Source organism: Mycoplasma sp. 1890, assembly GCF_053851615.1.
In genome coordinates this window covers 1-23,687 of the sequence record NZ_JBSQAZ010000001.1, presented here as the reverse complement: position 1 = coordinate 23,687, position 23,687 = coordinate 1, and the positions used below count along the sequence as shown (strand labels likewise).

Annotated in this window: 22 protein-coding genes; 15 read left to right on the top strand and 7 right to left on the bottom strand. The window is 28.8% G+C overall.

Annotated elements, in window-relative coordinates; all coding sequences use genetic code 4:
* Window positions 1–11 precede the first annotated feature (11 nt).
* The 6 genes from ACWXVO_RS00110 (at window position 12) to ACWXVO_RS00085 (ending at window position 6,271) form a co-directional block, all read left to right on the top strand.
* On the top strand, window positions 12–131 hold the full coding sequence (locus tag ACWXVO_RS00110; RefSeq protein WP_456001698.1) for a transposase: 120 nt from the start codon (window positions 12–14) through the stop codon (window positions 129–131).
* A 127-nt stretch (window positions 132–258) separates the two neighbouring features.
* On the top strand, window positions 259–471 hold the full coding sequence (locus tag ACWXVO_RS00105; protein WP_456001696.1) for a transposase: 213 nt from the start codon (window positions 259–261) through the stop codon (window positions 469–471).
* Window positions 472–744: 273 nt separating this feature from the next.
* Window positions 745–1,899 (top strand): hypothetical protein, encoded by a 1,155-nt coding sequence (locus ACWXVO_RS00100; RefSeq protein WP_456001694.1) that lies wholly within the window; start codon window positions 745–747, stop codon window positions 1,897–1,899.
* 242 nt (window positions 1,900–2,141) lie between these two features.
* Complete coding sequence (locus tag ACWXVO_RS00095) at window positions 2,142–3,293, top strand: hypothetical protein (RefSeq protein ID WP_456001693.1); 1,152 nt, start codon at window positions 2,142–2,144, stop codon at window positions 3,291–3,293.
* A gap of 64 nt (window positions 3,294–3,357) precedes the next feature.
* Window positions 3,358–4,608, top strand: a complete 1,251-nt coding sequence (locus tag ACWXVO_RS00090; protein ID WP_456001692.1) for an IdeS/Mac family cysteine endopeptidase — start codon at window positions 3,358–3,360, stop codon at window positions 4,606–4,608.
* A 190-nt stretch (window positions 4,609–4,798) separates the two neighbouring features.
* A complete protein-coding gene (locus ACWXVO_RS00085) occupies window positions 4,799–6,271 on the top strand; it encodes an IdeS/Mac family cysteine endopeptidase (RefSeq protein WP_456001691.1) in 1,473 nt (490 codons plus the stop codon).
* Window positions 6,272–6,416: 145 nt separating this feature from the next.
* Here the strand turns inward: ACWXVO_RS00085 and ACWXVO_RS00080 are convergent, their stop codons facing one another.
* The 5 genes from ACWXVO_RS00080 to ACWXVO_RS00060 form a co-directional block, all read right to left on the bottom strand.
* A complete protein-coding gene (locus tag ACWXVO_RS00080; RefSeq protein ID WP_444704956.1) occupies window positions 6,417–7,793 on the bottom strand; it encodes a M17 family metallopeptidase in 1,377 nt (458 codons plus the stop codon).
* Window positions 7,794–7,810: 17 nt separating this feature from the next.
* A complete protein-coding gene (locus ACWXVO_RS00075; protein WP_456001690.1) occupies window positions 7,811–9,190 on the bottom strand; it encodes a M17 family metallopeptidase in 1,380 nt (459 codons plus the stop codon).
* A gap of 76 nt (window positions 9,191–9,266) precedes the next feature.
* Window positions 9,267–9,935 (bottom strand): uracil-DNA glycosylase, encoded by a 669-nt coding sequence (locus tag ACWXVO_RS00070; protein WP_444704958.1) that lies wholly within the window; start codon window positions 9,933–9,935, stop codon window positions 9,267–9,269.
* A complete protein-coding gene (locus ACWXVO_RS00065; protein WP_456001689.1) occupies window positions 9,901–10,755 on the bottom strand; it encodes a methionyl-tRNA formyltransferase in 855 nt (284 codons plus the stop codon). The genes ACWXVO_RS00070 and ACWXVO_RS00065 overlap by 35 nt, the downstream gene beginning before the upstream one ends.
* Window positions 10,756–10,809: 54 nt before the next feature.
* On the bottom strand, window positions 10,810–12,870 hold the full coding sequence (locus ACWXVO_RS00060) for an MYPU_1760 family metalloprotease (RefSeq protein WP_456001688.1): 2,061 nt from the start codon (window positions 12,868–12,870) through the stop codon (window positions 10,810–10,812).
* Window positions 12,871–12,966: 96 nt separating this feature from the next.
* Here ACWXVO_RS00060 and rsmD point away from each other — a divergent pair, with 96 nt between their 5' ends.
* The 6 genes from rsmD (at window position 12,967) to ACWXVO_RS00030 (ending at window position 17,531) form a co-directional block, all read left to right on the top strand.
* Window positions 12,967–13,515: a 16S rRNA (guanine(966)-N(2))-methyltransferase RsmD gene (gene rsmD, locus ACWXVO_RS00055; RefSeq protein ID WP_456001686.1), complete on the top strand. Its 549-nt coding sequence runs from the start codon at window positions 12,967–12,969 to the stop codon at window positions 13,513–13,515.
* Between the two features lie 87 nt (window positions 13,516–13,602).
* Window positions 13,603–14,226 carry a guanylate kinase gene (gmk, locus tag ACWXVO_RS00050; RefSeq protein WP_438340563.1) on the top strand — a complete coding sequence of 208 codons (624 nt, stop codon included), beginning with the start codon at window positions 13,603–13,605 and terminating at the stop codon, window positions 14,224–14,226.
* A gap of 13 nt (window positions 14,227–14,239) precedes the next feature.
* A complete protein-coding gene (locus ACWXVO_RS00045) occupies window positions 14,240–14,992 on the top strand; it encodes a PP2C family protein-serine/threonine phosphatase (RefSeq protein WP_456001683.1) in 753 nt (250 codons plus the stop codon).
* Between the two features lie 2 nt (window positions 14,993–14,994).
* Entirely contained in the window at window positions 14,995–15,999 is a 1,005-nt protein-coding gene (locus tag ACWXVO_RS00040) for a serine/threonine-protein kinase (RefSeq protein ID WP_456001680.1), read from the top strand.
* Between the two features lie 15 nt (window positions 16,000–16,014).
* Complete coding sequence (gene rsgA / locus ACWXVO_RS00035) at window positions 16,015–16,863, top strand: ribosome small subunit-dependent GTPase A (RefSeq protein ID WP_455966428.1); 849 nt, start codon at window positions 16,015–16,017, stop codon at window positions 16,861–16,863.
* Between the two features lie 11 nt (window positions 16,864–16,874).
* Window positions 16,875–17,531, top strand: coding sequence for a ribulose-phosphate 3-epimerase (locus tag ACWXVO_RS00030; protein WP_456001677.1), 657 nt, complete (start codon window positions 16,875–16,877; stop codon window positions 17,529–17,531).
* A gap of 322 nt (window positions 17,532–17,853) precedes the next feature.
* On the opposite strand, the gene ACWXVO_RS00025 is transcribed toward ACWXVO_RS00030, so the two are convergent.
* Window positions 17,854–19,803 (bottom strand): S41 family peptidase, encoded by a 1,950-nt coding sequence (locus ACWXVO_RS00025; protein ID WP_456001674.1) that lies wholly within the window; start codon window positions 19,801–19,803, stop codon window positions 17,854–17,856.
* A gap of 76 nt (window positions 19,804–19,879) precedes the next feature.
* Window positions 19,880–21,829 (bottom strand): S41 family peptidase, encoded by a 1,950-nt coding sequence (locus ACWXVO_RS00020; RefSeq protein WP_456001671.1) that lies wholly within the window; start codon window positions 21,827–21,829, stop codon window positions 19,880–19,882.
* A gap of 476 nt (window positions 21,830–22,305) precedes the next feature.
* Here ACWXVO_RS00020 and infC point away from each other — a divergent pair, with 476 nt between their 5' ends.
* Genes infC through rplT form a run of 3 tightly spaced genes read left to right on the top strand, consistent with a single transcriptional unit; the run spans window position 22,306 to window position 23,572 of the window.
* Window positions 22,306–22,989 (top strand): translation initiation factor IF-3, encoded by a 684-nt coding sequence (gene infC, locus ACWXVO_RS00015; RefSeq protein WP_455966439.1) that lies wholly within the window; start codon window positions 22,306–22,308, stop codon window positions 22,987–22,989.
* A gap of 1 nt (window position 22,990) precedes the next feature.
* The gene (gene rpmI, locus ACWXVO_RS00010; RefSeq protein ID WP_004416337.1) at window positions 22,991–23,179 is read left to right on the top strand and encodes a 50S ribosomal protein L35; all 189 of its coding nucleotides are present in this window, start codon (window positions 22,991–22,993) and stop codon (window positions 23,177–23,179) included.
* Between the two features lie 33 nt (window positions 23,180–23,212).
* Window positions 23,213–23,572: a 50S ribosomal protein L20 gene (gene rplT, locus ACWXVO_RS00005; RefSeq protein WP_456001668.1), complete on the top strand. Its 360-nt coding sequence runs from the start codon at window positions 23,213–23,215 to the stop codon at window positions 23,570–23,572.
* Window positions 23,573–23,687 lie beyond the last annotated feature (115 nt).

Below are 23,687 nucleotides of genomic sequence, written 5' to 3'. Positions count from 1 at the left end.
AGATATATCTCATGCCAAGCAATAATTTAACAGCAATTAAAGCAGTCTTTCCTAAAACACAAATTCAAAAGTGCATAGTTCATCAAATAAGAAATTCGACAAAACATGTTAACTATAAAGATTTAAAATAATTTGCCCAAGACATAAAAAATATTTATAAATCCAACAGTATAGATGAAGCATCTAGATTACTAGATATTTTTGAAGAAAAATGAGATTCTAAATATCAGTATGCGCTTAAAAGTTGTCTAAAAAACATTGATAAATTTTAACTTTCCAACAGAAATTAGACAGCTAATTTATATAACAAACGTCATCGAAAATTTAAATAAAAATATTAGAAAAATATCAAGAAACAAAACTCCATTTCCTGCCGATGGCTCTTTAATAAAAATAGTTTATTTTGCAATTCAAAATCAGTTAGAAAAATGAAATAAAGTTTTTCTTAATTGAGGCCTTGTTTTTGTATAATAAATTTTTGATTTGTGTAATTGCTATTCTCAAATTACTTATAAAAAAATAAGTCAGAAATTAATTTACACAAAATTATCTACAGTTCCGGTTTTAGAGTCATCTTATTTTTTATATTGATGGCTTAAACCAGTAGACTCAATTGATAAAACTAAGGATAACTTTTATTTATAAAAACAAAATTTTTTGATATTTTGTTGATAAATTTCACAAAAAAAAAAAAAAAACTATGGTGTAATTTAGTAAATTGATAAACATTTTAAGGGGAAATTTATGAAAAAATCTAACAAAATTTTATTAACATTAGCAAGCATTTCAATACCTTTTATAACAGCTGCAACTGTTATTTCTTGCAGTTCAAATAATGATAATAAACCTAGCAATCCTAAAATAGATGATCAAAAGAAACCACAAGATCCTAAAAAGAAAAAAGAAGGCAAAGAACAAGAAAAGAAACCAGAAATTAAACATTTAGGAAAAACCCTTCCAGAAGGCAGAACAGAAGACGAGGACACTAAAGACACCCTTGTATCACCATCTCTTCCAGAAGTTACACCTGACCCTAAAGAAGATGAATTGCTAAGCAACTTGACAGATGAAGAAATAGAAGAAATGTTTAAATTAGAATCATTACAAAAAAGTTTACAAGAGATTGAAACACAAATCAAAGAAGAGGATTTAATTAAACTTTTTAATTCTCTTAAAGAAAGGGGTTTAATCAAAACACCTGATACTAAAAAAGATGATATAACACCAAAAATTAGTCCAGAAGCACAAAAAATACAAAATGAAATTAAGATTAACGAAGATGAAATCGATAAAAAAATCGTTGAACTTGAAACTATTTCTAAATCAGAATTGAATGATTTAAAACTAGCTATTGAAGATGCAGAAGAACAAATTGAGAATCTAACTCAAAGTAAGGTTGACGATCCTGATAATGCTCAGGAATACGAAGAACTAAAAAAAGAATATGAAGATTTAAAAACAGAGAGTCAACAAAGAAAGCAAAAAGTTGAAGAATTATTAAACTACAAGGTGGATAAATCTGAGTTTCCTAAACAAATAGCAGAATTAGAGCAAGAAAGAACTGATGTGATTGCTCAAATTGAACAAATTAAAATGGATTTGCAAGAAGAAATAATTGATAAAAAAAATGCGGAAGAATTAATTAAAATTTTCGAAGAAAATAAGAGCGAAATAAATAAGAGAATAGATTTGTATAAGAATCTGTCGGTGTCTAATTTGATAATTGAGGATATTGATAACCAAATAGCAGAATTGATGAAAAAATCTGATCCTTTAGCTAAAGAAAAACTAGAAAAATTGAATAAAAAGAAGGACCTTTTGTATAAATTAAGAAAGGAAATTAAAGAATTAATTGATAAAATTTCTCAAGAACAATTACAACTTGAAAAATACTTATAATGGTTACTGAATTTAATAAGATGATTTAATAATCATCTTATTTTATTATTTATATTTTTTTAATATTACTAAGATCTAATAAAAATAGAGTTTTACATTTTAGAAATAAATGAATAGAAAATTAAATTTTAATATTTTTAAATAAATAACAATTTTAATAAAGTAGATACACTTTGCAAAAAAAATAAAAAAACTATGGTATATATTATATTGAAAAGCACATTAATTAAAAAGGGGAAAATATGAAAAGATCTAGTAGAATCTTGTTGTCACTAGCTAGTTTGTCTGTTCCATTTTTCACAACAATAGTTGTAATGTCGTGCAGTAAAGGCATGACTAATAAGCTAGAAAAAATGACTGATAAAAAAGACAAGCAAATTAGCAATGCGAAAGGTTTAGAAAAAAATACCGATAGCCCAAAACCTGAAACTCCTGAGGGAACAATGCCGAATATCGAGGGTAATAATTCAAGTGAAAATAGTCCCGAAACAAGCCCTGAAATAAAAAAACCAGATATACATGAAGATGAATCTAAAACGGATGAAAATGATGGTGATGATCCTAGTGATAAGGATTTTGATCCTAATAATCCCGATGCCAGCGATAATGAAGAATCAGATGATTCTGGATCTAATCAAGATAATTCACAAGGCAATGATAATGAAGGCAATAATGAATCCAATAATGCAAATAAGGATGATGCGAAAGACATGATTAAGCCTAATCCTGAAGCAGAAAAATTAGAAAAGAAAATTAATGAAAATGAAAAAATAATTGATCAAAAGAGCCAAGAACTAAAAAATGTTATTAATCAGGAATTAGATGAATTAAATAACGAAATTAGTGAAGCGAATGAACAAATTAAAAATCTTAATGAAGAAAAAGAATTCGATAAGGAAAATGAATCTGTTTTTCAAGAGTTGATAAAAGAATTTGAGGAAATAAAAAAGAATGATGAAAAAAGAAAATTAGAAGTTATTAAACTTTTAACTTATGATCCAAATTATTCTGAATCTCGTCAGGAAATAATGGAACTTGAAGATGAAAAAGAAAATATAAATACACAAATCATGCAACTTATGGAATTAAGGAAAGAGGAACAAAATAATTCTTTTGATATTGATAATTTAATTAAGACATTTGAAGAATATAAGAAACAAATAGATAAAAGAATAGTGCTTTTTAAGGATTTATCGCTTGCTAATTCTGTTATAATGAATATTGATGACCAATTAGAACAAATAATGAAAAAAAACAGTAAAAATAGCGAAGATATGGAGCTAAGTTTAGAATTAAATAATAGAAAAACTAAACTTACTACTTTAAGAGAACAAATAAAAGATTTACTTGCCAATATTTTTCAACAAGAAGAACAATTATCTTTAATTCAATAAATAGCACTAATGGTAAAAATATAGTTCATAAGAAAATCATCATTTTCAAGGAGGTTTTTCCAAATTGAAGCATAAAAAATCAACATTATTTACTTTTGAGATTGTATCAGTAATTTCTATACCGGCAATTGTTTTGTCATGTCAAAAAATAGATGACATAAAACCAAAACCTCAACCTGAACCAGAACCAGTACCAAAACCTACTCCTGTCCCACCTGATCTAAAGCCAGCTCCGCCTCATAAACCACGAAAAACATTGGGTAATGATAGGACACAGCAAATCAAAGGAACAGAACTGGGCAAATTTTTACACAACGAGGAGGTTGTGGAAACTCTGTTTTTAAAGGATGTAAGTCCTAACTTTGCAAAATTTATTCACTATGTTAATCAAAAAGATGGTGTTGATAGCTGATGGTATGCTCATAATGATAATGAAGAAGGATGATTTGATATCAATAAGGAATTTACTCGTGGCGATAACTTTTTATGTGGTGCTATTGTAGTGGTTAATGCTTTACATTATTGAATTAAACAAAATAGGCAATATTTAGATAAATATTTACTAGATCCTAGAAAGGGAGTAATTTCATTTAAAAACTCATTGCAGGATATTACAATTGATTTTCGCAACTTGAATACCTTTGTTAATCATATGGGAAATGATGGAATTCGAACTACAAGAGAAAATAGCGTACTTTTTGAATGAATTAAAAAAGATTATGGTGGTAATGTTGATAAAAGAACTGGGAAGGGCTTTGTTACACCATTTAAATTATTTGATGAATTAATAAATGGATATCCGTACTTTCGCATCGGACCGAAATCGCAACAGTTAAATAATCCAAATAATTGGAGTCTCAAAGCTAACTGAAAAGGATTTTTTAAAGATGTGTTTGAAGGTAATATTTTATCAAATAGATGGTCATTTAGAAATGCACATAGTGCAAAGAATCTAAGTGAAAGATTAAGAAACGAAATAATATCAAATAAGGCACTTGCTATCTCTCATACCTATGGTTCAGTTGTTGTTAATCATATTGTTAATGTTTGGGGAGCTGATTTTGATAAAGACGGGATAGTTAAGGCCCTTTATGTAACTGACTCAGATGATCAGGAAGCCTTCTTTGAACAAGACGGAATCAAAAAACGTCTTGGTATTAAGAGATACAAGGTGAATTTTGATACTCAAAAAGGAAAAGTTTTTATCGGTGCTAAAAAAGAAAATATAGCTGAGGCATTAGATATTTACACTTTTAGTTTAGGAACCACATATTGAGAGCAATACTTTAAGAATTTATCTAAAAATAAGCAATAAAAATTTGGGTTATTAATAAAAACCCGAATTTTTTTCTATGCTTCAAAATGCTTCTTGAGTAAATTTTTTTCAAAAGATGCAAAAAAAAAAAAAAACTATGGTATAAATTATATTGAATAGGGCAACAAACATCGGCTCGTTTATTATGTTTTTTGCTTTGTTAAACTAATTTTAAATGAGGTATTCAATATTGAGCAAAAGAAAGTTGTTTTTATTAACTTTAGGCATTATTCCGACTTTATCTATGTCGTCTGTTGTTTTATCATGTCAAAATAGAAATGTTATGGAGCCATCCCCTAAACCAGATTCTGAACAACCACATAATAATACACATATGCATAATCCTAATGAAAATAATGTTGAGGAAAGAATCAATGATTCAAAACCTTTAACTCCTCCGCATAAAAAGAAAAAAGAAGAAAAAAATCCGCAAATTATCCCGGATCCAACTATTAAAAATAAAGGCAACAATACTAATGTTATTCCGCAAATTAAATTAGGTCCCTCTATAAAAAAGAATAAAGAAAATAATATAATTCCACAAATACCACTCGGACCATCGATTAATAATAAAGCAGATGAACCAAAGAAAATCCCGCAGTTAGAATTAATTCCTGCCCCAAAGTCAGAAGTCCCAAATTTACCAAAAATTCCTTCGCCAAACGATAAAACACAACAACTATTGAATACTCCGTTAGGTGATTTTCTAAAAAGTGAAGGTGTAGTTGAAACTTTATTTTTAAAGGGTGTAAATCCTAATTTTAGTAAATTTTTCCATTATATTAACGCAAGCGACGATATCGATAGCTGATGATATGCTCATAATGATAATGAAGAAGGATGATTTGATATCAATAAAGATTTTGACCGTGGTGATAATTTACTTTGTGCTGCAGTAGTTGCAGCAAATGCTATTCACTATTGAAGCATACAAAACAAGGACTATATTAATAAGTATTTAAATGATCCACAAAAAGGAATAATAGGAAAAAATAAAGAAATAGATTTTCGCGAAATTAATAAGTTTCTTGAGGCTAATAATGATAATATAAAAACAAAAACAGAACATAGTCAATTATTTGAAATTTTTAAGAAACTTTATGTCGGGCGCACTGTTTGGCCAGATAAAATTTTTGATACTTATATAAATGGTTATGGTTATTCTAATAGGCAACAACGCAACCAAGAAATTAATTATGAAAAAGGTAAATCTGGATTTCTTGGGTTCTTTAAGGACGTTTTTGGTAAACACTTATTAACGGACCGTTGACATTTTGGTTATGGCGCCTACGCAAAACCACTCTCAGATAGACTTAGACGAGAAATTGAAGCTAATAAGGCTATTGGTATATCTCATACATATGGTAGCGTTTCAATTAATCACATTATAAATGTTTGAGGAGCTGATTTTGATAAAGTCGGGATAATAAAGGCTCTTTATGTAACTGATTCAGACGATCCGAGATTTGCATTTGAACAGGAAGGCGTTAGAAAACGTCTTGGTATTAAAAGATATAGAGTTGATTTTAGCGCTGCCGATGGAAAGGTATATATTGGAGCAAGAAAAGAAAATATAACGCAAGCATTAGATATATATAGTTTTGGGTTAGGCGTTAACTATTGGGAAGATTATTTTAATAATCAATCTAAAAATAAGCCATAAAAAAATTCAGATTAAAAGGATCTGAATTTTTTTATTATTTTGGTATCGTAGATAATTTGGTGTAATTATTATTCTCAAATCACTTACTAAAAAGTAAGCCAGAGATTAATTTACACAAAATTTTTTTATAATATCCTTATTTATGCTATTTTGATACTAGTTCTGATATTGTTTTAACCATTGCAAACATTGGTTTTTCATTAATATCACATGTCCCTGCTATATCAAAGTGTATATATTCTATATCATTGGTAAATTCTTTTAAAAACATCGCAGCTGAAGAAGAACCAGCATTTCCGGTAAAATCTGTATTTTTTAGATCCGCAACAATTGAACCTTTAATATATTCAGCATATTCATCATCAAGTGGCATTCTTCACACTAATTCATGTTGAATTTTTGCGGCATTTTTTGTATCTTCTCAACCCTTTTTAGTTGTTGATCATACCCCGGTGTATGTGTCACCTAAAGCCATAATCATTGCTCCAGTTAAGGTCGCAACATCAATTAATCTTGTAGCTTTTAGTTTTGTTGCACCATAGTATAAACCATCAGCCATAACTAAACGACCTTCGGCATCAGTATTATTTACCTCAACAGTCTTTCCGCTCATTGAAGTTCAAACTGAATCAGGAAGTGAGGCGTCACCATTAACTCTATTATCGGTAATGCACATGATAGCTGCTACATTAGTTTTTGGTTTAGTTTGAGCAATTATTTTCATAACGGCAGCTACAACAGCAGATCCACCCATATCATATTTCATTCCATTCATATGGCGACCGGTTTTAATATTGTAACCACCCGAGTCGAATGTAATACCTTTACCAACCAAAACGGTTTTTTCTTTTGATAATTCGTTACCATTATATTCTATAATAACAACACGTGGCTCGTAAATTGAACCTCTATTAACTGATAGTAGCAGACCCATGTTTAGATTTTCAATTTGTTTTTTGTTTAAAACTGTTATCTTTAGATTTTGATATTGGCTTAGTTCCTCTTGTGCAATTATTGCTAGTTGTTCAGAGTTTAGTTCATTAGGAGGCGTAACGCCTAAATTTCTTGCTCAATTTAGTGCTTCAGATAGAATCACCGCCTTGTTAAAGTGGGCTATTAAATCGCTTGTAGGATTTTGCAAATATAGTGAAAGATTGTTATGATTTTCTTTTTTATAGATGGTTTTTTTATTATAAAGTTTGGCTGCTGAAAAATTTATTCCTTTTGTAAATGCATCAACAGTGTCATAGATACATATTTTGTTATCAACAGGAAATGTAGCGACATCGATTTGATAATTTCTTGCAGCATTTGTAGCTAATGATTTAGCAAAATCAAAAATATTATTATAATTGATTTTTTCTCTTTCTCCCATGTAAACATAAGCAACATTTTCGCTAAGAAATTCTGTAATTGTAAAATCCTTTTCGACAAGATTTTTTGGTAATTTATCACCCTTAAAGACTGCTTTTAACAATAGAAAATCATTACGTTTTTCATCAATTTTTTTAATTAGTTCCATAGTTTTAAATTACCTTTCTATTTTTGCTTTTCAGCTAGTTCAACTAGTGTTGAAACTAGGATCCCCAAGCCCATATTTTTTGCATCAGCAGTTCCAGCAACATCACAGTGAATAAAATCAACTTTGTTTGCAAATTCATTTAAAAACATCGCAGCAGAATTGGAATCAGCCTTTGATGAATTATTGTAATTATTTAAATCAGCAATTAGTGATGACTTATTGGTTTTATGAAATTCTTCATGCATTGGAAGTCTTCAAACTTTTTCACGAGCTATCTCTGCCGCTTCCTCAAATTCTTCTCATCTTTTGTCACATGAAGAATAAATACCTGAGTATGTTTTTCCTAGTGCCCTTAACATTGCGCCAGTTAGAGTTGCTACATCAACAATCAAAGAAGCATTTAGCTTTGTGGCACCATAGTAAATTCCGTCAGCTAAAACTAAGCGTCCTTCAGCATCTGTATCAGTAATTTCGACAGTCTTTCCACTCATTGATTTAATAACAGATTCAGGTAGAGTTCCATGGGTATCGATAGCATTATCGGTTAGCATCATGATTGCAGCTACATTTGCCTTTATTTTTAGCTGTGCAATTGATTTTAGTGCGTAGGCTACGATGGCAGAACCTGACATATCAAATTTCATCCCATCCATATGGTAACCCTTGGTGTTATATCCACCTGTATCAAAGGTTATACCTTTACCAACATAGACAAATTTTTCTTTGCTATTTGGATTTCCGTTGTATTCGGCAATAACAACTCTTGGCTCATATGAAGAACCAGCATTAACAGCTAACATTAGACCCATTCCTAGTTCTTTAATTTCAGCCTTATTTAATACTTTAACCGATAATCCTTCAACTCCATCGAAATCCTTTTTAACTTCATCAGCGATTCACTCACTTGTCGCTATGTTAGGTGGTGTGATTTGCAGATTACGTGTTTTTGAAACATTTTTGGAAATTATCGTTAATTTTTCAATATATTCAGCATAACTATTTTCTTCAAGAAAAAGTGTTAGTTTAATTTCGTTTTTTTCTTCTTCATTCTTATTTTCACATTTTTGTTTAGCAGAATATAATTTTGCTCCGTGAAATTCCATTCTTGTTATAAACGCTCTTAAAACTTCCTTAACAGTCAAAAAAGGAAGATTTGCAAATGATAAAACATCAATCTGATAACTTCTACGTTTTACATTGATAATATGATCAACCACTTTTATAAAACCGTAGTAATCCTTAATGTCTTTTGAAACATAAATATAAGCAATATTTTTATCAAAGTTTTCGCTAATAAACAAATGAGTTTTTGCTACGCAAGAACAAAATTCTTGTCCCTCATAAGCAACTTTTAATAACATATTTTCATTACGTTTTGTTTCGCAATTCGATATCATAAAGTCTCCTTATTAATAAAAAATACTATTTACATAATAGTATTCTTAAATTATAATCATTTTTAGTTTAAATATATTATTTTGTACTTCAATCAATTTCATTCTTTCCTAGCGATATAAGTTTTTCATTTATTCTTTTAAATATATTACTATTAAAGAAACCCCGCCAACAAGATAGGGGCGAAGGATGTGCCGTTTTAAATATATATTCTTCCTTAATATTTAGAGTTTTAATAAAGTTTTGAGCATCGATTCCCATGGCTAGAAATAAAATCCCATCATAATATGAAAGAATTTCTCTTATAAGATTTAAGTTAAATATTTCTCAACCTTGATTTTTGTGAGCTTGTGTTTTGTTTTTGAGTGTTGTTAATATTGTATTTAATAATAAGACGCCTTGATTTTTTCAATTTGTAAGATCATTGCTATTAAACTTAATTTGAGGATAGGAATTTTTGATTTCTTTAAAAATATTTTTCAAGGACGCAGGCGTTATTTTATTTTTTGAAGAAAAACAAAGCCCGTCGGCATTATCATTTGTAGGATAAGGGTCCTGTCCTAAAATAATGAGTTTTATATTACTAAAATCAAAATTTGTAAAAGCGTTAAAAACATTATTTTTTGATGGTACTAGATCTTCATTTTTTAATATAATTTCAATCTTTTTTCAATATTCTTGTTCCTTTTGCTTAGCAAGAAAATTTTCAAAATTAAAATTCATGTTTAACTTTTTTCTTGCCTTCATATTGGTATTCAATTAGATATAAATAACCATCTGAAAACTTTATTTTTATTGGTGTTTGGATTTTGTTTTTTGTCGCGCGATAAATTTTTAACCTTTTATTATTAATAATTATGAAAGCGCCTGGCTGATCATTGAATGCCCTTATTTTATTTAGCGCTTCTTGACAGGTTAATGTTTCAAAAATTTCAGCTTCCTCATTTTGAATTTTAGGAGCAAATGTTACTAGATTTTCATCTTGAATTTTTCTTGTGAAATCATTATTGTAAATTTGTTGCAACCAATTACCAATTACTTTTGAGGTTTCTAAGCCTAGTCTATCAAATAGTTCAATAGCGCTGTCTTGTTCAGATATTTCAATTTCTAATGTTTTCAAGATATCACCTGCATCCATTTTATCAATCATTTCAATCAAAGAGATTCCGGCTTTATTATCATTGTTTAAAAGTGTATATTGTATTGGCGAAGCTCCACGGTATTTCTCTAATAAACTGCCATGAACATTTAAGGGTAGTTTATTTGGTAATTTTAAAATGCTGTTTGGAATAAATTGCCCGAATGATGCTGTGATAAAAAAGTCAAAGTCAATTGCTTTTAGTTCTTCATAGATATCTTTGATTTTTTCTGGTTGGTAGAGTTTAATATTGAATTCATTAGCAAGTTGCGCAATTGGGGTTTGTAATACATTTTTGTTTCTATCGAATTTTTTGTTTGGTTGGCTAATTAGACAAGAGACTTCAAAACGTTCATCTTTTATTAATGACTTAAATATTGTTTTTGAAAATTCGGCGGTTCCAGCTAAAACTAATCTAATTTTTTCCATAAAAAAAATTATACTTGATATCTTAAATAAAAATAAAAGCTAACAAAAGTTAGCTTAATAGTTTTTAATTGTATAGTAATATTTTTTTGTTTCATTATTTTGGTTGATGCTAAAAAGTTCATATTGTAAATTGTTTATAAAATTTGATCTGTTATTTCGATATGTTGTGGTGCGGCGCTTATTATTTTTAAATCTAGCATAGAATTTTTTGCCGCTATTATTTCATACATTATCATTTAATAATGAAATAATTTCCTTATTATCCTTTTTATTCAGGTCATATGTGCCGTTGTTATCAAGGTCAACTCATAATTTAACATCAAACTTCTTATTTTTAAATTTCTTATTAAGAATATTCCTATCTATATTTTTAGCAAAATATGAAACATATTGATATTTGTCTTTAAATAACTTTGGATATACTCATGATTCATCATAGTAATCTTTTTGTTTGTTATCTTTGATATCAAAATAGTATATAGAATTTCAGACCTTTTTCGTTGTAAGGTTATAATTTTGCAATTTATAATCAATTTCCAGAGTATTATTGTTATCATTTAGGTCTACAAAAATTAGTTTAGATTTGATACGATTATTTTTCTTTTGTTCAATAATTTTTTGTGGTAATTCAAAATACCCACCTAGATTAATATTCTTTGAATCGTTATTTTGAATATTATAATTCGCAAAACTTATAAGTTCTCCTCAGCCCATTAGGTCAACATAAGCTTTGAACAAACCTTTATGGTGCGAGTTACCAACATTTGCAAATGGACGCTCATATTCATTTGTTCTAATATTATAAATACTTGAACGGAAGTTTTCTAGTTGGTCTTTAAAAACTCAATTGGATGCAAATGTAGCTAATTCATTTGAATTTGAAAAATTGCCTTTTCTCAAGATAGCGATATTTTTTAGGATATCATCACCAGCAGCATTAAAAATTAATTCGCCAGTTCGATTGTTTTTTCGAAAATAAAAATAGTTTTCAAATTGGCTTCGATTAGAGTTATAAAACCAAGCATTTGGCCCTAGTGAAAGCTTAATTATTTCTCTTGGTACAAGCTCAGTAAATGAGAAAAGATATCTTATTGATTGCAAATTAGTTGGTTCAATAAAAGAAACGTTTTGATATTTATTATTATTGAAATAAAACCTTCTAGAATCAAGGGGTTCATATTTTTTAGCCTCAAGAGGTGTTATTTTAACGTTTGCTATCCTAAAAAGTTCATTGGCACTATAAAACTTGTAAACTGGTAATTGGTCTTGGTCATGCAGAAAATCTTGACTATTTCTTAATAAAAGTTTATTATCTCTTGTGTTATCATAGTTTAAATTTTTACGAAATTCATTCAAAAATTTAGCATTATTTGTTTCTATATGATAATAGTTGTGATCACCCTCATATTCAATAAGATCACTGTTTGCAAGTTCATCACCCCTTTTTATCGATTTATTATACATATTATCAATATGATGAGTGTATTCATGCATTAGAGTACCAAAAATAATTTCAATTCTTTTTTCTACTGGTTGATTCAAAAGTTTTAGATTGTTTTCAACTATTTTATTTACAAAGATGTACATTTCGCGATTTGCAGGAAAATAAGCCCCGTTAGTTCGATCTTCTTGCAATTCATCATTTGGCACATTTATATTGATTCTTTTAATTGCGTTTATTTCTGGACCATAAAGTGCTCTTTGTTTAAACATTTTATTTAGTAAAAGCATTCCTTCTTTTCCTAGATAATAGACAGGTTCTCCGTTTGGTTTTCTAGCAATTGGTTTTTCGACAAAACTTAAATTTCCCACTTTAAAATTTGGATTAAGTTCTCTTGATGAATTACTTGTTTTTCTATTAAAAATAAGGGCATCATCGCTTGTTCTTATTTCAAAAGGAATATTATCTTCGTTTAATGATGTTTTGCTTAAATCATTTTCTGAATTTCGCAACGGAACAATCCCCTCATCAATAGCGCCACCATCTAATTTCTCAAAAACTGCTTTATAACCAAAATAACCAGCCGTGGCAATAAAACCTGCTGATATAGCAAAAATTGATAAACCTAGTAGAAATTTTTTTCCACTAGGTTTTTTCTTTTTTTCTTCTAACATAAGCCTCCAGTTTTTGAATATTATATTTTTTTAAGGCATTTAATAAATCAATATTAAATATTTTACTCTTATTTTAAAGTTATTATAATTATTAGTATGTTAAGAATTATAGCCGGAAAATACCGTTCAAGATTATTAAAACAACCTTCCTCTAAAACAACAAGGCCAACAACTGATAGAGCAAAAGAGGGCATTTTTTCTTCAATTCAATTTAATATTGAAGGTCGAGAGTTTCTAGATTTGTTTTCTGGATCTGGTTCATTTTGTCTTGAAGCCTTATCTCGTGGAGCAAAAAATGCCACATGTGTCGAAAAAGACTACGAAGCATATAAAATAATTATTGAGAATAAAAATAGTCTTAAAGAAAGGAATTTGTTAATTATTAATACTGATGCATTATCTTTTTTGTCCAAAAATAAGGATAAAAAATATGACTTTGTTTATTTAGACCCACCCTTTAGGGAAAAAGAATTGCTTGTTAAATGCATTGATATATTAACTTTAAATAATATGATAAATTCTAATGGAAAGATTATTATTGAAACTGATTGGAATAATTTCACATATAAAAATAATCATTATGAGGTAGTAAAACAAAAGAAGTATGGAAAAATTTTTATTTACTTTATTGAAAACATAAAGTAAATATTTTTTATATAATTAATTATTAATATAATTAATATTCTAATAGTACTTTAAATATTCTAAAATAAAAAAGATGAAGGAGAAAGCATGGAGAAAAAATTAATTATTTTTACCGGACCTTCTGGTGTTGGGAAGGGCACAATTGAAAAATATTTGTTTGATAATAAGGACTTAAAATTAAAATTATCGGTTTCAATTACTACCCGCGAGCCAAGAGAAGGTGAAGTTGATGGTATTCATTATTATTTTGTTCCAATTGATACATTTGAAACATTTATTAAGGAAGATAAGGTTTTAGAATATTCAAAGCATTTTGATAATTATTATGGAACACTAAATTCAGAAGTGGCAAATATTTGCGCCTCAGGAAAAATCCCATTTTTAGAAATCGAAACTAATGGTGCCTTGCAAATTATTAATAAGTATCGTAAAGAAGGTAGAGAAGGTGAAATATGTTCAATATTCTTAATGCCTCCATCATTAACAGAATTGGAAAGAAGAATTGAAAATAGAAATACTGAAACATATGACCTTATTTTAAAAAGATTAGATAAAGCAAGAGAAGAAATAATTCTTTCTTCGATTTTTCAACATGTTGTTATTAATAATTCAATTGAAGAAACCGCTAATAAAGTTAAGGAAATTATCAAGCAAAATTTTTCTCACATTATTGATGTAAAACAAAAAGCAGAACCTGGTAGAAAGGCTTAAAAAAAGTAGAAAAATGAAATATGTTATTAAAACTGATAAAGGAAAATATCGTAACGAGAACCAGGATTGTGCATCAATCAGTTTTTTAAATAATTGAACATTAGCTATATTATGCGATGGGATGGGGGGTCATTTTGGTGGTGCCTTGTGTTCACAAAAAACAGTGGAATTACTAGTTAGCTATTTTCAAGAAAGTTTTAACGATAATATTCAATTTAATGATAGAAAAAATATAAATAAATGATTTAATACCACACTAAGCTATATTAAAAAATCACTTAAAGATATAGTTAATAGTAAAAATATTGTAAATTATCAAGATATGGGCACAACTTTAACGGCTGCCCTAGTTTTTAATTTAAACAAACAAACTTATGTATTTAATATTGGCGATTCTCGTACATATGCATATAATGGCTTATTACATCAAATAACTATTGATCAAAACGTTTTACATGAACTTGCAGAAATCAAAAAAATAGATATGGATATTGTTAAATTATTACCTGATGCCAATAAGTTAGTTAGTTGTTTGGGGCCTAATAAGAATATGAAATGTGATAGTTTTTTATTGAAGAGCAGTGAAGAAATTAAATATATTTTATTGACATCGGACGGAATACATGATTTTGTTGATAAACCAACAATTGAGCAAATCCTTTTAGATAAAAAACTTAACCTTGATAAAAAAGCTCAAAAATTAATTGATATTGCGAAGAAAAATCAATCAAGAGATAATTTAACAGCATTGATATTGGAGCTTTAATTATGTTGAAGAGATTGGATAGATACGAAAATGTAAATAAACACTTTGAGGACTTTGCCTTAATAGGAAAAGGGGGGTATGGTGAGGTTTATTCTGCTTGTTATAAGAAGACACAAAAGAGAATGGCAGTTAAAATACTCACTGTTCCAGATATAACAAAAAAACAAGTTAATCAAATCCGCTTTCAGAACGAGTGCAACGTTTTGAAAACAATTAAATCGCCGAATGTAATCAAGATGATTGGCTACTATGTAAGCGCAGATGAATCTTATTATGCAATGGAATTAATCAAAGGAACCAATCTCAAGGCATTAATTGCAAAACACAAAAAAATACCTGTTGATGAAGCAATAAGAATTGCGAGAGAGATATGCAGGGGATTGTATGATATCCATTCATCTAATGTTATCCACCGAGACTTAAAACCAAGCAATATAATTATTGAAAATGATACCAATAGAGTTAAATTAATTGATTTTGGGATATCAATTAACGAGGATAGTTTGCGAGTTACAGCTGATAATAAAACAGTTGGATCAGTTCAATATTTAGCTCCTGAGATTCCCTTGAAAAGTCAACCAGCCTCAATTCAAAGTGATATCTATGCTTTTGGTATGATTTTGTATGAAATGCTTTCAGGACATCCTGTTTATCAAGGGATTGATGCCCAATCTATTTTACTGCTTCAAATAAACGGTACAATACCACCTTTAGAAGGTGTTGGGAAAACTATTCCGCAAGCTGTTGAAAATATTATAATAAAATGTACAGCTAAAAATCCTCAAAATCGCTATTTAAATTGCTTAGACATAATTAGTGATCTAGATCATTGTTTAACACCGCAAGCAAGCATGGAAAAGCGGCTTGATCTTGAAAATCATGAACAAAAGAAAAAAAAGAAATCACACAAGGTACTAAACATTGTTTTGATAACACTGGGTTCCTCAATAATTTTTGGATTATTAATTTATTTAATTGTATATTTAGTTGAATATTATAAAAAGTAGAAGTGAAGGTGTTAAATGGAAAAAGGAAAAATTATTAAGTCGTTAGCAGGTTTTTATGATGTTAAGTCGTTCGGGGATAAACAAATTTATAGAGTGAGAGGTTCAGGAAAACTTAGATTGCTTGATATGAAACCTATCGTCGGCGATAATGTTGAATTTGAAAAAGAAGGATTGATTCATCATATTTTAGGACGAAGAAATTTCTTTATTAGGCCTAAAATTGCTAATGTTGACCAAGCGATTGTTGTTATGTCATTAGTTGAACCGGAATTTAGTTCTCAATTAGTTGATAAGTTCCTTATTATTATTGAAAGCAAGAATGTAGAACCAATAATTGTTTTAACCAAGAAAGATCTAACATCTGCTTCAAGGATAGATTTTTACAAGGAACAAGGTTATAAGGTATTTGAAATAAATTATGAAAATGAAGCTAGTTTTGAAGGCTTGCGAGAAATTTTTAAACATAAGACTAGTTTTTTTGTGGGCCAAACCGGTGTCGGAAAAACGACACTAATAAATTATTTAGCTAGCACAAATTTTGAAACACAAGCTATTTCAAAGGCGCTAAACCGCGGTAAACATACAACAAGAGAAGTGAGTTTAATTAACTTTAATGGCGGCGAGATTATTGATACTCCTGGGTTTTCATCTATTGAGTTTGATTTAACAATTGATGAAATGCCTGTTGCTTTTAATTCTTTTAGAGAAGCATCTCCTTTTTGCAAATTTAGAAGTTGTAGACACTATCATGAAAGAATTGAGGATTGTGAAGTTAAAAGACGCGTTCAGTGTGGAATTATTAAAGAAGAAAGATATGAAAATTATAAAAGCTTTATGAAGCGTATGTTAGAACCAATATATTAAGGTGGAAAAAAATGGATAATAGACAAATAAGCCCTTCGATATTAGATGTAAAAAGTGATCAACTAATTTCCTATGTTAATTCATTGATTAAATGAGGTGTTAGTAATGTTCATTACGATGTTATGGATGCCCAATTTGTACCCAATACGGCCTTAACATATGAAGAAATTAAAAAAATATTTGATCAGTGTCCAAAGCATCATATGGATATTCACTTAATGGTTAAAGATGTTTTTTCTTATTATCATAAATTTAAGGAATTTGGAGCTATTTTAACATTTCATTATGAAGCTTTTGAAAATGAAATAGAGCTCAAAAAACTTATTAAATTAGCAAAAAAGGAAGACATAAAACTCGGCTTAGCCTTTAATCCCGATACAGATGTAAGCAAAGTTATACCATTTCTCAAGGATTTAGATTTAATATTAGCCATGAGTGTCTATCCTGGCAAGGGTGGCCAGAGTTTTATTGAATCTACTTATGCAAAGGTAAGACAACTTAGAAAATATATTGATCAAAAAAAATTGAAAATAATAATTGAAATTGATGGTGGTATTAAGGACTTTAATATTAAAAAATGTTTTGAGAGTGGCGTTGACTTAGCGGTTGTTGGCTCTTATTTAGTCAAAAATTTTTCAAAGGAAACAATTAAATTGTTATTGGGTTAATTGCTATTTTTAAATCAGTTACTAAAAAAAGCAAGCCAGAGATTAATTTACACAAAATTATCTACGGTTCCTGTCTATAACCAATTGCAAATAATTTCCAAAGAAGAGTAATAATAATTTAAAATAACCAAATAACATTCAGAAGATTAAATTCTCCGATTTTGTTATGTTATTTGGTTATTTTTGTCTAATAAATTTAGATTTGTGTGATTACTATTCCAAATCTCTTACTCAAAAAGTAAGCAGGAAATAAATTTACACAAAATTTACTACATTATCATCAGCATCAATTGCTGATGATTTTTTAACAATGAAAGGATGATTATTGTTTATTTTCGTCTTGTTTTTGATTTTGAGCGCTTAACATTTTATCGATTTTATCGTAGTTATAGAAATCTTTATAATCTAATTTGATGTCTGGTTGAACACCACTTTCAATTTCTTTGTTATCTTTACCAAATGTAGCATTATTTGGACCGCTTATTGTAATAGTTGTTCCATCGCTTAGAGCTAGAGGCATAATTGCTGACATACCGCCACCAGTTTTTTGACCAATAATTTTAGCAATACCCATTTCTTTAACAATACTTGTCAATTGGTTAGCAGCACTAAATGTATTTATACCAACTAGGATGTTTCAATTGTATTGTGTATATGCATCCCCTTCGTATATATCGTCACCATTAGTATCAACTAAGCCTTTACTTAAACTACCTACTCTATTTAAAATATCGAATTCACGATTTAGAATTGGTTTATCAGTCATAAAACCTAGTGTTTTAACCATTGATCCAACGCTACCACCACCATTAATAGCAATGTTTAGAACAATGTTTTTTATATTTTTATGTTCTTCTTTTGCTACCTCTTTCATTAGATATCTCATTAAATGGTATGTATCATGTTTTCAAGCTTCATCAGATTTGTTTTGTTCTTTAGTTCCATCTTCAAAATGTAATAGGGTGACAAAAGCGGTATTGCCAACATATTTCACATAGTCTTCTGGTTTGAAGTCTGCAATTTTCTTTTTGAAATATGCTTCAAAGCCTTTAACCAATTCTGCTCTTTGTTTATTGAAATCAATTCTATATTGACCATAGTCTTTAATTTGTAATTGTAGAGGTTTAAGATAATTAGTTGCTTCATAGTATGAGAATGAGTTCATTCTTGTATGTAATTCATTTAATTGCTTATGGAAAATACTGATGTATGCTTCATTTCATTTTTTAGGATCAGTCGATAGAAGTTTTTCTTTATCTTCTTTTTTGATATAGTCTGCAAAAGATTTAATTTGTTTATATTCTCTTAAGCCATAAAAGTAGTCCATTGTAAATGATAAATGGTTAAAGTTTGCTTCTCTTTCTTCCTTGGTTGGTTTGCTGCCATGGAGATTGTTATCTTTTCTAATTCTTTCTCTTGCTTCTTCTTCAGTTTTACCAAATGAGTCAAGTCCAGCAAAAACATTAGTGAATGTTTTTCCATTGTAGTAGATATTGTTGAATGTTCAACTCATAAATAGAGTGTTAAATACTGAAAATGGCACTAGAACTTTATCATCTTTGTAAAGGATATCCATATGATATTTACCTAGATCGAAAGTAACGCCTTTATCACTTTCTGGAATTCTTTCATATTCATATTTAGCGAATTCTCCACCATCTGTTAATTCTTGTGGTCTTAATATTTCATAAAAGAAGTCTGTTGTGGTTACAAAAATTGTATTTTTATTTCAATCAATTACCAACTTGTTTGAAATAGTTCCATCAGGATTGCTTGTGTAATAAGTTTTTCTATTCTTTTGTTTATCAACATATGAACTAAATTGTTCTGGGCCAATCAAGCCAGTTAGAGCACTTAAAAATTGATCAATATCAACATAAGCTGTCTTTGATTTATCATCCTTAATTTCATAAACATTAACATCTGAATCGTTAACTGTATATTCGGGATTATAGTTTTTGAAACTGTGAGAGGTGGAACTAATGTTAACCTTGTCATCGTTTTGAGGCTTGATATTGTTTTCTCTTTCAATATCATTTATTATTTCGTTTTTCTCATTTAGTTGATCTTTGATTTTGTTTAATTCATCGTTAGTATTATTTTTTTCTTTTTGTAATTCTTGAATTTTTTGTTCTTTTTCTTGAATTTCTTTATTTAATTTATCGATTTGTCCAGATTGACAGCTTGCAGTTAGTATAGCAATTGGTGCTAGACCAATAGCTGATAATGGAAGTAAGCTTGCTAAAAGTTTAGCTTTTCCTGATTTTTTCATATTTTTTCCTTCTTTACAATAATTTCTTCATTTTAAGAAAACACCGGAATTTTTTGGCCGATGTTATTAATTATTATTAATTTTGTTTTGAGTTAGCGCTTGTTAAAGCCTTGTCAATTGCCTCATCATTATAGAAGTCTTTGTATTCGATTGCAATGTCAGTTGGAACACCACTTTCTATTTCTTTGTTTTCTATTCCAAAAACAGCATTGTTTGGTCCACTCATAGTAATGGTTGTACCATCTGGCATTACGTTTGACATAATAGCTGACATACCACCACCAGATTTTTGACCAATAATTTTAGCAATACCCATTTCCTTAACAATACTTGCTAGTTGGTTTGCGGCGCTAAATGTAGTTACACCAACTAACAAGTTTCAATTGTATTTATCATAAGCATCATTTTCGTATTTGCCATCACCATCGGTGTCAACTTCTGATTTGCTTAAACTATTTGTTCTATTTAGAATATCTTGTTCGCGGTTTAAAATAGGTTTATCGGTCATAAAGCCTAAAGTTCTAACCATAGCAGAAACGCTACCGCCACCATTTAAAGATAGATCTAATACAATATTTTTAATTTCTGGTCTCTTCTTAACTTCTTCAATTAGACGTTTCATTAGGAAGTATGTATCATATTTTCATGCATTGTCTTTATCACTTATTTCATCCTTTGTTCCGTCCTTGAACTCAAGAAGGGTTACAATAGCTGTATTGCCGTGGTATCTAATTAAATCTTTTGTATCAATATCCTCAACATCCTTATGAAATCTTTCTTTAAATAGCTTTGTTAATTTTCTTAAGGTATCTTGCTCATTCAACAATTTTTGTCCAAAGTCATTTCTTGTTAATGATTTAAAAATATCGGCATCTCATTTTTTTTCACGATACGAAAAAGTATTTAGGTTTGTGTGTAAATCATTTAATTGTTTATGGAAGATATTTATATATGCTTTGTTATATATTTCTGGGTCAGTTGATAATAATTTTTCTTTATCTTCTTTTGAAATATAGTCTGCAAAAGATTTAATTTGTTTATATTCTCTTAGGCCATAAAAGTAGTCCATTGTAAATGATAAATGGTTGAAGTTTGCTTCTCTTTCTTCCTTTGTAGCCTTATTGCCATTTAGATCATCATTCTTTCTTATTCTTTCTCTTAGCTCTTCATTTGCAGTTTCAAATGCATCAAGTCCATCACTTACATTTGTAAATGTTTTACCATTAAAGTAAATATTGTTTGATGTTGTACTCATGAATAAGGTATTGAATATTGAAAATGGAAGTAATACTTTATCATTACTATATAAGATATCCATATTGTATTTGCCCAGGTCAAAGTTGATAAGTTTGCCTTCATCACCTTTGATGCGCGATAATTCATATTCGGTTTTTAGGAATTGCTCACCATCGGTTAATTGTTGTGGTTTAAAAATTTCATAAAAGAAATTAGTGCTTGTTAATTGAATGGTGTTTTTGGCTCAGTCAATAATTAATTTATTTGATATTGTTCCATCTGGATTTTTTGTAAAATATGTTTTTGTATTTTTATCTTTTTCAACATATGAACTTAATTGATTTTGGTCAAATAAACCATCTAAAATCGATATAAACTGATCTAAGTCAATATAAGGTGTCTTAGACTTGTCATCTTTAATAAAAAATGCTTCAGCTTCATTTGTTTCTTTTACTGTGTATTCAGCATTATAGTTTTTAAAGTTATATTTTTTGGTCTCGAAAACTTTTTTATCATCATTTTGCGGAGTTACTTTTTCTAATTCACCCTTTAATTTTTTTATTTCTAAATCTTTTTTTGGAAGTTGTTCTTTAGCTCAATTTAGTTGATTGGTAGCTTTATCTTTTTCAACTTGTTCCCTTGAAAGTTGCTGTTCTTTTTTTATAAGTTCTTGGGTTAGTTTATCTTGTTCCCCCGATTGACAGCTTACTGATAGTATAGCAATAGGTGCTATGCCAACTATAGATAATGGTAAACTTGCTAGAAGTTTATATTTTCCTTGTTTTTTCATATTTTCCTTTCAATGTTGTATCTTTTTATCTAGTTTTATACTATCTAAAAACAATTTTATTACTTTTGGCTAAAAGCACAAAATTTATACTAAAAAACATAGAAAAGTTTTAGGTTCAAATAATTTAATTAAATAGATAGTGCTTTATAGTTGCTGTTTTAAATGTTAAAAAATGATAAAATTTAGCAATTACCTTAAAGAAAAAAACTAGATTGTATTTTTGTTTTGAGTTTTAATTTGAAATTAACATTTTTTTGTGAAATTAGAAATTTTTATTAAATCTTACAAAGAGAATTACCATCCGTTTTTGCTTATTTGATTAATAAAGACATGGAAATAATTTATTTTGTAAGATATTTTGAAAATGTTATTAATCTTAAAATGATTTTATGTTAAAATTTATTGTGCTTTTAATAGCAATAAGTAGATTCATTTCTCACCTAAGTGATTTTTTGCTGGGTCGCTACAGATAAAGATTATTTAATATTTTTGTAGTTAATGAGAAGTGGTCTAAACCCACTTTTTATTTATTTAAGGAGGAAGTTATATATCAAGATAACTCAAACTTTGCAAATAGTCAAAGTAAAAAACCAAAATCAGAACACGTTGTAAATAATGACATACCTTATAAAAAAGTTTTTGTTTTAGGCCCTGATAATGAAAAAATAGGAGTTTTAACTAAAGAGGATGCTTTAGAAAAAGCTTCTGAATATAAAATGGATTTGGTTCTTATCTCAATTGAAAATAACAAACCTATTACTAGAATTATGGACTATGGTAAGTTTAAATATGATAAGAAGAAAAAACAAAAAGCAATTAAGGAAAAACAGTCAGTAACTATTAACCGCGAAATAAGATTAACCCCTTTAATTGGACAACATGACCTTGAAACAAAGGCACGCAAAGTGCGTGAATTTATTTTGGAGGGAAATCGTGTAAAAGTGTCGGTTAAGTTTAGGGGTCGTGAGCGTAGCAGAACTGATTTGGGGCACGAAATTTTAGATAAGTTTTATGCGCTTGTCGAGGACATTGCAAAAGTATCAAAAGAGCCAACTTTAGTAAATGAACGTTTTTTAGATATGTATATCGAAAAAGATAAAAAGAAAGTTGAAGCCTTTAACAAAAAAAATAACGAACCTTCACAACCACAAGGAGAATAACATGCCAAAAATGAAAACCAAGAGCGGTTTAAAGAAGAGAATTAAAATAACTGCAACAGGTAAAGTTAAACGTGGAAATGCATATCGTTCACACTTAGCACAAAACAAAACAACTAAGCAAAAACGTCAATCTCGTAAATCATCAACCTTATCAGCATCAGATTTTAAGAGATATAAAGAATTAATTTAATTTTTTAATAAATTATTTGGAAAGGAAAATATTATGCGTACAAGAGGCGGAGTAGTAACAAGAAGAAGACGTGTTAAATGATTAAAACTTGCTAAGGGATACTGAGGACACAAATCTATTGGTTATAAAGTTGCTAAGCAAGCTGTTGTTAAATCATGAACATATGCATTTAGAGATAGAAAACAAGTTAAACGTGAATTCAGAAAATTATGAATTGCTCGTATTAACGCAGCAGCAAGAACAAATGGTATTACATATTCAAGACTAGTCGAAGGATTAAATAAAGCAAATATAAATATCAATAGAAAAATGCTTTCAGAATTAGCAATTAACTATCCCGAATCATTTACTTCGATAGTGGAAACAGCCAAAAAAGCTCTATCATTAAAATAATTTTTAACAGCTTTAGTTAGCTGTTTTATTTTTTATGTATATTAATACATAATCATTTTATTTTCGTTAAATTGCAACAAAAATGAGCCACCTAACATATATAGTAAAATGTTAT